General features: G+C 48.0%; 10 protein-coding genes. 9 read left to right on the plus strand and 1 reads right to left on the minus strand.

Annotation, left to right across the window (positions count from 1 at the left end; genetic code table 11):
* Positions 1-37: 37 nt before the first annotated feature.
* A complete protein-coding gene (locus V1467_RS12300; protein WP_416305267.1) occupies positions 38-1,216 on the minus strand; it encodes a thiolase family protein in 1,179 nt (392 codons plus the stop codon).
* A 180-nt stretch (positions 1,217-1,396) separates the two neighbouring features.
* On the opposite strand from V1467_RS12300, the gene V1467_RS12305 reads away from it, so the two are divergent.
* The 9 genes from V1467_RS12305 (at position 1,397) to V1467_RS12345 (ending at position 11,197) form a co-directional block, all read left to right on the plus strand.
* Positions 1,397-1,792, plus strand: a complete 396-nt coding sequence (locus V1467_RS12305; RefSeq protein WP_416305268.1) for a MerR family transcriptional regulator — start codon at positions 1,397-1,399, stop codon at positions 1,790-1,792.
* A gap of 71 nt (positions 1,793-1,863) precedes the next feature.
* Positions 1,864-3,033, plus strand: coding sequence for an isovaleryl-CoA dehydrogenase (locus V1467_RS12310; RefSeq protein ID WP_416305269.1), 1,170 nt, complete (start codon positions 1,864-1,866; stop codon positions 3,031-3,033).
* A 33-nt stretch (positions 3,034-3,066) separates the two neighbouring features.
* Entirely contained in the window at positions 3,067-4,674 is a 1,608-nt protein-coding gene (locus tag V1467_RS12315; RefSeq protein WP_416305270.1) for a carboxyl transferase domain-containing protein, read from the plus strand.
* Positions 4,675-4,683: 9 nt separating this feature from the next.
* The gene (locus V1467_RS12320) at positions 4,684-5,475 is read left to right on the plus strand and encodes an enoyl-CoA hydratase/isomerase family protein (RefSeq protein WP_416305271.1); all 792 of its coding nucleotides are present in this window, start codon (positions 4,684-4,686) and stop codon (positions 5,473-5,475) included.
* Positions 5,475-7,502, plus strand: coding sequence for an acetyl/propionyl/methylcrotonyl-CoA carboxylase subunit alpha (locus V1467_RS12325; protein WP_416305272.1), 2,028 nt, complete (start codon positions 5,475-5,477; stop codon positions 7,500-7,502). Before V1467_RS12320 ends, V1467_RS12325 begins: the two co-directional genes overlap by 1 nt.
* Positions 7,499-8,401, plus strand: a complete 903-nt coding sequence (locus V1467_RS12330; protein WP_416305273.1) for a hydroxymethylglutaryl-CoA lyase — start codon at positions 7,499-7,501, stop codon at positions 8,399-8,401. The genes V1467_RS12325 and V1467_RS12330 overlap by 4 nt, the downstream gene beginning before the upstream one ends.
* A gap of 202 nt (positions 8,402-8,603) precedes the next feature.
* Positions 8,604-9,848 carry an RNA polymerase sigma factor gene (locus tag V1467_RS12335; RefSeq protein WP_416305274.1) on the plus strand — a complete coding sequence of 415 codons (1,245 nt, stop codon included), beginning with the start codon at positions 8,604-8,606 and terminating at the stop codon, positions 9,846-9,848.
* A gap of 98 nt (positions 9,849-9,946) precedes the next feature.
* Positions 9,947-10,336, plus strand: a complete 390-nt coding sequence (locus V1467_RS12340) for a YciI family protein (protein ID WP_416305275.1) — start codon at positions 9,947-9,949, stop codon at positions 10,334-10,336.
* An 18-nt stretch (positions 10,337-10,354) separates the two neighbouring features.
* A complete protein-coding gene (locus V1467_RS12345; RefSeq protein ID WP_416305276.1) occupies positions 10,355-11,197 on the plus strand; it encodes a YciI family protein in 843 nt (280 codons plus the stop codon).
* The last annotated feature ends 430 nt before the right edge of the window (positions 11,198-11,627 follow it).

Consider the following 11,627-nt stretch of genomic DNA (forward strand, 5'->3'; position numbering starts at 1 on the left):
AATTACAACGACACTTCTTATCGCGAGTTCAGGTTACTTAATCAAGCATTTCCACTGCCAGCGCAGTCGCTTCACCACCACCGATACACAATGATGCCACCCCTTTTTTCAATCCCTTTAATTTAAGGGCATGAATCAATGTCACCAATATTCTGGCACCTGAGGCGCCAATAGGATGACCCAGAGCACAGGCGCCACCATGAATATTCACTTTCGACTCATCCAGTTGTAGTTGACGTATTGCTAACATGGTGACCATGGCGAAAGCTTCATTAATTTCAAACAGATCCACGTCGGCCGTTGACCAACCCGCTTTTTGCAGTAATTTCTGCATCGCGCCGACCGGCGCCACGGTAAAGTTTTCCGGTTCAATCGAGTGTGTGGCATGCGCGACAATACGCGCCAATGGCACAAGCCCAAGCTCACGCGCTCTGGATTCAGACATCACCAGTAATGCCGCGGCACCATCAGAAATGGAACTGGAATTGGCCGCGGTGATGGTCCCGTCTTTTTTGAACGCCGGACGTAATCCCGGAATTTTCTCCGGCATCGCATTATCCGGACCTTCATCGGTATTCACTTCAAGCTGGCCCTTGCGGGTCTGAATAGTGACTGGCGTAATTTCGGCATCAAACGCGCCCTGCTCGATAGCTTGTTTGGCTTTGGAGAGTGAACCTAGCGCAAATTCATCCATTTGCTCGCGCCCTATTCCTTCTGCATCAGCAGTACCCTGGGCAAAACAGCCCATGGCTTTACCGTCATAGGCATTTTCCAGTCCATCCAGCATCATATGATCCAGTGTCTGGCCGTGTCCCATGCGATATCCACCACGGGCCTTGGGTAATAAATACGGCGCGTTGCTCATGCTTTCCATACCACCGGCAATCACAGTTTCAACACTACCTGCCTTAATCAAATCATGCGCCAGCATCACTGCTTTAAGCCCCGAACCACATACCTTGTTAATAGTGGTAACGCCTGCAGATAACGGCAAACCTGCCGCTATGGCAGCCTGTCGGGCCGGTGACTGCCCTAGTCCCGCAGGTAATACACAACCCATAATGACCTCATCAACCAGCACATTATTTTTATCCTGGATCGCGGCCTGGATCGCATTAGCACCGAGTTGGGTGGCCGTTAAGGGTGACAAGCTGCCCATAAAGCTACCCATAGGAGTGCGCTTGGCACTGACAATCACTACTGAATCTTGTTGCATAATCTGGAATCCTGAAATTTAAAGGGTCTAATCTAAAGCCAAACACAACACTTTGATATACAACCAACGTACAGCTTTGTGAACGACAACTCGAAAAATGACCAAAAAGTTATGTTGACGGTTAACTAAGGTTACTTTACCTTTACGTTAACCTAACACTTACGTAAACGTAAAGTAATTATGACTGAACAACAAACATACAGCATTGGCGAGCTGGCAAAAGAATTTGACATTACCACCCGTTCAATTCGTTTTTACGAGGAACAGGGATTACTCAATCCCATGCGCAATGGACAAAACCGCATCTACAACAAAAAAGATCGGGTACGCCTCAAACTGATCATGCGCGGCAAACGCTTGGGCTTTTCACTGGCCGAAACCAAAACCCTGTTTAATTTGTACGACAGCCACGAAAACTCGGCCGCACAATTACAGGCCATGCTAGCTATGACCCATGAAAAACGGGCCATACTCAATCAGCAGCTGGAAGATATCAATCTGTTAATGACCGAGCTGGACGAAGTAGAACAGCGCTGTCGCGAAGATTTATCCGAGCTTGAAGCAGAAAACGTGTAGCACAACCAGACTAAGGTTAAATGGCTAGCCGTCAGATTTATGAACACGAATCCAATATCAGGACTAATAATATGAATACCTCTTACCCTACATTAAATTTTAACCTTGGCGATGATGTTGATATGTTGCGCGAGCACGTGTATGCCTTCGCCCAAGGCGAAGTCGCTCCATTAGCCGAGTCTGCCGATATAGACAACGCCTTTCCCAACCAGCTTTGGCCGAAGTTGGGTGAAATGGGCTTACTGGGTGTGACTGTTTCTGAACAATATGGCGGTGCCGATATGGGCTATTTGGCTCATGTGGTAGCAATGGAAGAAATCAGTCGTGCATCTGCCGGTATCGGTCTGAGCTACGGCGCCCATTCCAATTTATGTGTCAACCAGATTTACCGTAACGGTAATGATGCCCAGCGTGAAAAATATCTGCCTAAATTAATTAGCGGTGAACATATTGGCGCACTGGCAATGAGTGAACCTAATGCCGGCTCCGATGTGGTCAGTATGAAACTCAAAGCCGAACGTAAGGGCGATCATTATGTGTTAAACGGCAATAAAATGTGGATCACCAATGGTCCCGATGCGCATACTTTTGTGATCTACGCCAAAACGGATCCGCAAGGCGGCTCACGCGGGATCAGCGCCTTTATCGTCGAAAAAGGCACGCCCGGATTCAGTCAGGCGCAAAAACTCGACAAACTGGGCATGCGCTCCTCCAACACCTGCGAACTGGTATTTGATAACTGCAAAGTCCCGACCGAAAACCTGATGGGTAACGAAGGTGATGGAGTTAAAATTCTGATGAGTGGCCTGGACTACGAACGTGTGGTGTTATCCGGCGGTTCATTAGGCATTATGCAAGCCTGTATGGACGCGGTAGTGCCTTATATTCATGATCGTAAACAGTTTGGCCAGTCTATCGGTGAATTCCAGCTTGTTCAGGGCAAGGTCGCTGATATGTATACCCAGATGAATGCCGCTCGTGCCTATGTTTATACTGTTGCCAAGTCCTGTGATCGCGGTGAAACCACCCGTAAAGATGCTGCAGGTGCTATTTTGTATGCGGCGGAGCTGGCCACCAAAATGGCGCTGGATGCCATCCAGCTACTAGGCGGTAATGGTTATATCAACGAATTTCCCACCGGGCGCTTACTACGCGATGCCAAATTGTATGAAATTGGTGCCGGCACCTCGGAAATACGTCGTATGTTGATTGGTCGCGAACTATTTAACCAGTCTCGCTAAGTAATTCTGACTGCGTTCAGTAAGGAAATTTTTGTGCCTCGTATCGAATCGAAAATTAACCCCAAGAGTCAGGTATTTATGGAAAATGCCGACGCCATGCAAGTCGTGGTGGATGACTTATGCAGCAAGATTGAACAGATAAAACAGGGCGGTGGCGAAAAATACCGTACCAAACATTTAAGCCGTGGGAAGTTATTGCCTCGCGACAGGATTAGCGCCCTACTCGACTCTGGTTCACCCTTTTTAGAACTGTCCCAATTGGCGGCTTTTAATGTCTACGACGACGATGTGCCGGCGGCGGGTGTTATCTGCGGTATAGGCCGGGTATCCGGCCAAGAATGCATGATTGTCGCTAACGATGCTACGGTCAAAGGTGGTAGTTATTACCCGTTAACCGTCAAAAAACATATTCGTGCCCAAACCATTGCCGAGCAAAATAACCTGCCCTGTATTTATCTGGTGGACTCCGGCGGGGCTAACCTGCCCCGTCAGGATGAAGTATTTCCAGATCGCGAACATTTTGGCCGGATCTTTTTTAATCAAGCCAATATGTCGGCACAGAATATTCCGCAAATCGCAGTAGTGATGGGTTCCTGTACCGCGGGTGGCGCCTATGTACCGGCAATGGCTGATGAATCCATCATTGTAAAAGAACAAGGCACCATATTTCTGGCCGGCCCACCGCTGGTTAAAGCGGCCACCGGTGAAGTGGTCAGTGCTGAAGAACTGGGTGGTGGTGATGTGCATGCCCGCACCTCCGGGGTCGTGGATCATCTGGCCAACAATGATCATCACGCTTTGCAAATGGCGCGTGATGCAGTAGCCAGGCTTAATCGTAGCAAACCAATCAATTTGAATATCCACGCCCCGGTTGAACCTGTATACGACAGCAAAGAGCTGTACGGCATTATTCCCAAAGACAGTCGTCAGTCTTATGACGTACGTGAGGTGATTGCACGTATCGTCGACGGTTCCGAGTTTGATGAATTCAAATCCCTGTACGGCACCACACTGGTATGCGGTTTTGCACGTATATTCGGCTATCCGGTGGGGATTGTCGCCAATAATGGGATTTTATTCGGTGAATCGGCGCAAAAAGGCGCGCACTTTATCGAGCTGTGCGCCCAGCGTAAAATCCCGCTGGTGTTTCTGCAAAATATCACCGGTTTTATGGTCGGCAAGCAATACGAAACCAATGGTATTGCCAAACATGGCGCCAAAATGGTCACGGCGGTGGCCTGCGCACAGGTTCCCAAATTTACCATTTTGATTGGTGGCAGTTTTGGGGCCGGCAACTATGGTATGTGCGGCCGAGCCTATGATCCGCGTTTTATGTTTATGTGGCCCAATGCACGCATTTCGGTAATGGGCGGTGAACAAGCCGCTGGCGTACTGGCACAGGTTAAACGAGACCAGAAACAGGCCGCAGGTGAAGACTGGTCAGCCGATGCCGAACAACAATTTAAACAGCCTATTATCGATACCTATGAACAGCAAGGGCATCCGTACTACGCGTCGGCTCGTTTATGGGATGACGGGGTTATCGATCCTGCCGATACCCGTTTTGTATTAGGTTTGTCGATTTCGGCAGCACTGAATAAACCTATCGAGGACACCAAATTTGGTGTCTTCCGTATGTAAGGAAGCATTATGACTGACTCGATACTTTACCAAGAGAATCCCAGCGGGGTGGCAACGGTCACCCTGAATCGACCGGAAAAACACAATGCCTTTGATGACCTACTGATCAATGAGCTAACCCAGCTGTTCCAAAAAATTGCTGAAAATCCTGCTATCAGGGTGATGATTCTGGCAGCCAACGGCAAAAGTTTTTGTGCCGGTGCAGATGTTAACTGGATGCAGCGCATGGCAGCTTATAACTATGATGAAAACCTGGCCGATGCCAATAAGTTGGCGTTAATGCTGCGTACACTAAACAGCATGCCGCAAGCTACTATTGCCCGTATTCAGGGTGCCGCTTATGGTGGTGCAGTGGGTTTAATTGCCTGCTGTGATATGGCAGTGGCGACCAAAATGAGTCAATTCTGCCTGAGTGAAGTCAAACTAGGACTGGTTCCAGCCACTATTAGCCCCTATGTTATAGAGGCCATTGGGGCGCGCTCTGCCCGGCGCTATTTTAATACCGCCGAGCTGTTTAGCGCCCGTCGTGCCCGCCGTCTGGGATTAATCAACGAATCAGTCACCGAAGAAGAGCTGGATGACACGCTCAACCAGCTAGTCAAAGCCGTTTTGGCTAATAGCCCCAAAGCCGTAACCACCTCCAAACAACTGATCGCAAATGTGGCAAACCACTCTATTAATCAAGAATTAATCGATATGACCAGCCGGACGATTGCGGCAATTCGTGTATCTGAAGAAGGTCAGGAAGGACTGAGTGCCTTCTTGCAAAAACGTCGACCCAACTGGCGCGGAGAACAATAATGTTAACGAAATTATTGATTGCCAACCGCGGCGAAATTGCCTGCCGAATTATAAAAACCGCCCGCAAGATGGGCATTAGTACCGTTGCGGTGTATTCCGATGCGGATGCCAACGCCTTACATGTACAGCTTGCTGATGAAGCGGTGCATATAGGTGCTGCGCCCTCCAAAGACAGTTACCTGCAAGCACAGAAAGTCATTGATGCTGCGCTGCAAACCGGTGCCGATGCCATTCATCCCGGTTATGGTTTTTTATCCGAGAATGCCAACTTCGCCACATTATGTGCCGATAACAATATCGTTTTTGTAGGGCCTCCCGTCGCCGCAATTGAAGCCATGGGCTCCAAGTCGGCGGCTAAAACCATTATGCAACAAGCCGGTGTGCCGCTGGTACCCGGTTATCACGGCGATGATCAGTCGGAAGCGATTTTAAAACAACATTCGGATCAAATGGGCTATCCGGTATTGCTTAAAGCTGCCGCAGGCGGTGGTGGTAAAGGTATGCGTCAGGTGTGGAAAGCCGCAGAATTCAGCGAAGCACTGGCGGCAGCTAAACGTGAAGCCATGTCCAGTTTTGGTGATGACCTGATGCTGGTGGAAAAATACCTGACCCAACCACGTCATGTGGAAATTCAGGTATTTTGTGATAGCCACGGCAACGGCGTTTATCTGTTTGAACGAGACTGCTCGGTACAACGTCGCCATCAAAAGGTGATTGAAGAAGCCCCTGCCCCCGGCTTAAGTACCACTATTCGCCAGCAAATGGGCGAAGCGGCTCTACAAGCCGCCGAAGCCATTGGTTATGTGGGTGCCGGAACTGTGGAGTTTTTATTCGATGCCGATGGCAGTTTCTATTTTATGGAAATGAATACCCGCTTGCAGGTAGAACACCCGGTAACCGAAATGATCAGCGGCCAGGATCTGGTGGAATGGCAATTACGAGTGGCCGCAGGTGAAACCCTGCCCTTGCAACAATCCGAGTTAAGAATAAACGGTCATGCCTTTGAAGCGCGTATTTATGCCGAAGATCCGGATAACGACTTTTTACCGGCTACCGGTTTACTGAGCTATCACCAACCGCCACAAGAATCAGCCCATGTACGGGTGGATACTGGCGTGCGTCAGGGTGATCAGGTATCGGTTTATTACGATCCGATGATCGCCAAACTGATTGTCTGGGATGAAGATCGCCACAAAGCCTTACAGCGTTTATCTCAAGCTTTAGTGGATTACCGGATTAAAGGTGTCACGACTAACATTAATTTTTTATATAACCTGAGTAATACTAAAGCCTTTCAACAAGCTGATTTGGATACCGGCTTTATTGAAAAACATCAGCAACAGATCTTTCAGAATTCCACCCAAGATATTGAAGCTTCACTGCCATTGGCCGCGCTATATCTGCTGTTGGCTCAGGAGCAACAGTCCCTGGCTGCCCATGCCCATCGAGCGGATCGTTATTCGCCCTGGAATAGTCATTCGGCATGGCGCGCCAATGAAGTCCACCAGCAAGTGTTTGAGCTGGAGCTATATCAGCAGCAATATAGGGTTTCGGTACAACAAGTTAGCCGTGGTGAGGAACGGTACTTTCTGATCGACAGCGGCAAACGCCAGGTAACAGCTAGTGGTTGCTTATCAAACGAGACGCTGATTGCAGTGGTAGACGGCCATCGCATCAGTGCCAAAGTGCATCAGGACAATCACGACTATTCCATCTTTGGCCGTGAACATGCGCTGCATTTTAGTCATGTTCAACCGGATTTTGGCTTGCACAATAGCAGTGATCATCCACAAGGTTTTAATGCCCCGATGAATGGCACCGTTGTCGCCTTGCTGGTTAACCCGGGTGACAGTGTTGAAAAAGATCAGCCTCTGCTGATTATGGAAGCAATGAAAATGGAACACAGCATCAAAGCCCCTAGCGCAGGAAAAGTCAGCGAGTTTTTCTTCCAGGCTGGCGAACTGGTGGATGGGGGTGCCGAATTGCTTAGTTTTGAGGCCGAGACCACTGCTAAGGAAACGCCATGAGTTATCCAAGTAAAGTCAAAATGGTTGAAGTCGGCCCGCGCGATGGTCTGCAAAATGAAAAGGCACTGATCGATGTCAAGCACAAGATCACGCTGGTAGAACAGTTAGCCGATGCCGGTCTAAGCATGGTAGAAACCGGCAGTTTCGTATCGCCCAAATGGGTGCCTCAAATGGCCGACAGCGCGGCAGTATTTGCCGGTATCAACCACAAAAGCGGCGTCACCTATTCTGCGCTAACCCCCAACTTGCAAGGTTTTGAAGCGGCAATGAGCGCTGGAGCCGATGAAGTAGCGATTTTTGGTGCCGCCTCGGAGAGTTTTACTCAGAAGAATATTAATTGCTCCATTGCCGAAAGTATTGAACGATTTGTCCCCGTGTTGTCTGCGGCCAAGGCTAAAGGCATAAAAGTACGAGGTTATGTCAGCTGTGTTTTAGGCTGCCCTTACGAGGGCGAGATTGCCCCGCAAAAAGTGGCCGACGTGAGCAAAGCATTGCTGGATATGGGTTGCTACGAGATTTCCCTGGGCGACACTATTGGTGTCGGCACGCCGCTAAAAACCGCAGCCATGTTAAGCGCAGTAACGAAAGTGGTACCGGTAGAAAAACTGGCGGTGCATTTTCATGATACTTACGGACAGGCATTAGCCAATATTCTCAAAGCACTGGAAATGGGTATCGCGGTAATCGATAGTGCAGTCGCTGGTTTAGGTGGCTGCCCTTATGCCAAAGGTGCTTCCGGCAATGTCGCCAGTGAGGATGTGCTGTATATGCTTAACGGCATGGGCATTAAAACCGGTGTGGATCTGCATAAACTGATTGCCGCCGGCGATGCCATTACTCAAGCACTGGGTAAAACCAATCAGTCCAAAGTGGCTAAGGCCAAATTAGCCGCAAGCTGATTTTTATTGGCTAATCCAAGCGGTCATCCCGGTATTTTTAGCACATTCATGCGCCGCTAAAAAAGCCGCGGATGGCAGATGAGCTAATTTATGTATGGATTATTCATTGTCCAGAATAAAAATCTTGATGGTTAGCTAACTTGCCTGTTGATTTGTTAATCATTTAAATTAAGCCAGACGACCATTAACCAGTTTAACTTAGATGCCCCCTAACGCCGCCATTAATCAGCAGTTATCCCAGCTTTACAAAGACCATTCTAGCAAAGTGCTGGCTACTTTAGTGCGCTTACTGGGCGATTTTGATTTAGCTGAAGAAGCCATGCATGAAGCGTTCTCGGTGGCACTGGAAACCTGGGATAAACAGGGTTTTCCGGCCAACCCCACCGCCTGGTTAATCTCCACGGGTCGTTTTAAAGCCATTGATAATCTGCGTAGAAAAAAACGTTTTGGTCAACTAGCGCCGGACATACAACTACTGATTGACGAACTGCAAGAACATAATCATGCCTTGAGCCAGCAAGATATCGAAGACGACCAGTTACGTATGATTTTTACCTGCTGCCATCCTGCCATCGATCCGCAAATACAAATTCCGTTAACCTTACGCGAAGTCTGTGGCTTGAGTACCGAAGAAATTGCCAGTGCTTATCTGGTATCGCCATCGACGATGGCACAACGGATAGTGCGTGGCAAAAACAAAATACAACAAGCCAACATTCCGTTTGTGATCCCGCAATCGGCAGAATTGTCTGATAGGCTCGACGCGGTGTTATCGGTGATCTATTTAGTGTTCAACGAAGGTTATTCTGCGTCAAATGGCGACTCACTGTTACGGGTTGACCTGTCCAACGAAGCCATCCGTCTGGCCCGGCTAGTCTTAACCTTGCTAGACGATTCAGAAGTGATGGGACTATTAGCCTTAATGTTATTACATGAATCACGACGCCCAGCCCGTATTGACCAAGCCGGTAATATTATATTGCTCGAGGATCAAGACAAAAGCCTTTGGCAACAATCCTATATCAAAGAAGGCAGTGCGTTGGTTCGTCGAGCCTTAGCCACCCGCCGCATAGGCTCCTACACAATACAAGCCGCCATTGTTGCAGTGTATGCGCAATCTACACATACCACCGACTGGGATCAAATCATCGCGCTTTATTCGGTTTTATTGCAAATCGAACCTTCACCAGTCATTGAGCTTAACCGTGCGGTTGCCTGCGCAATGCGCGATGGGCCAGAAGCGGGTCTAAGCATAATAGATAACCTGTTGGACCGCGGCGAATTGCGGGAATATCACAAACTGCATTCAACTCGCGGCGAATTGTTAGGGCGTTTAGGCCACACCACTGAGGCTATTGCGGCTTTTGAACAGGCCTTGGCATTAGTGAAACAGGCTCCAGAACAACGCTTTTTGCAGCAAAAATTGGCGCAACTCAAAAGCCAATAAAGCTTTTTGCAAATTTTATAAAATTTTTTCCCGTTCCTGTCGATCTGGCTAATCCTCTTTCGATTAATCAATACAAAACTCAAACTGAAGGGGTATTTATGAAATTTATCTGTCTTGGTTATTTTGATGAAGCAAAGTGGGCATCTCTGCCTGAATCCGAACAAGCCAAATTAATGGAAGAATGTTTTGCCTACGATGATGAATTACGCCGGGGCAAGCACTTTATAGGTGGCGAAGCTTTAGGTGCTGCCGCACATGCTGTGACATTAAAAATGAAAAATGGTGCTGTTGATGTGGTTGACGGCCCTTTTACTGAAACCAAAGAAGTATTGGGTGGGATATTATTGCTGGAAGCTAAAGATCTCAATCACGCCATCGCGCTCATGTCCAAACACCCCGGCGTTAAAAACGGTCCCTTTGAAATACGCTGTGCCGATGACGCAATCAACCAACAAATTATCGAACGTAATAAGCAATTCGACCAATAATATTGGCTTAGGAGAATAATGATGAAAGTAATGGTGATGGTAAAAGCGACGGCCGGTTCAGAAGCTGGTGTAATGCCAACTAACGAGTTGATGGAAGCCATGGGCAGTTTTAACGAAGAGCTGGTTAAGGCTGGAATTATGGAATCAGGCGATGGACTCAAGCCTAGCAACGAAGGATACCGGGTACGTTTTAGCGGCTCAAAACGCTCGGTAATCCAGGGGCCTTTTGTGGAAACCAATGAATTGGTGGCGGGCTATTGGGTATGGAATGTCAGTTCAATGGAAGAAGCACTGGAATGGGTTAAAAAATGTCCGAACCCCATGTTCGAGGATTCCGACATAGAAATTAGGCCATTTTACAGTATGGAGGACTTTGCTGACGTAGACACTAGCGGGGAGTTTCGCGCCCAAGAAGATGCACTGCGTCATACCCTGTCACTGCAAAAAGCCAGCCTAAATAATTACCTGTTTTTTTCCGGACGATGCGAAGAAGCACTCAACTATTACGTACAACATGTTGGTGCAAAAATTGATTTGTTAATGCGTTTTAGTGACAGCCCTGAGCCTATACCAGAAGATATGCTCGCCGCTGGATTTGAAGATAAGGTTATGCATTGTGAGTTTACTCTGGGTGGTGCCAAAGTTTTCGCCTCGGATGGATGCAACGATGGCACAACACTAAGCGGTTTTAGTTTGGCGCTAACGGTGGCCACAGCACAAGACGCCCAGCGGGTATTTGCTGCACTGTCTGAAAATGGTCAAGTGACGATGCCCTTAGCTGAGACATTTTGGTCGCCGCTTTATGGGCAAGTTACCGATCAATTTGGTATGGCGTGGATGGTGATGTTACCAGCGACATAATCCGGCTGACGACCAAGCTATACAGGAAATGAATTATATTGATGGTTTTCAATCTGCCATCGTCAGGCTTGGTAGTAGCCAATAGCACATTGACAGTGATGGAACATTGGGCGGCGATGTGCTGAAGAGACAGCATAATCTTGCTCTCATAGCATTGCGATGTTAACCGGACGAGACGGTGGTTTTTCATCAGTCATGTGGTCTTCGACAAGGATAGATGATCTTGGTATGCAAAAAATGTTGCAATACTCACACTTTTCGTATCGTCACCGCCTCCACTATTTAATAGTAACTGATTGATATATAGCTATTTTTAAATAAAACCGGGCGCTTGAGAAGTTACTCAAATTGTTACAAATTAAGGCTTTATTTTTCACATGGATATATATACAGTACGCACTTTAATTCTGATGATACTTGTTGCAGTAGT

This window comes from Neptunicella plasticusilytica (assembly GCF_047922965.1).
Lineage (GTDB): Bacteria > Pseudomonadota > Gammaproteobacteria > Enterobacterales > Alteromonadaceae > Neptunicella > Neptunicella plasticusilytica.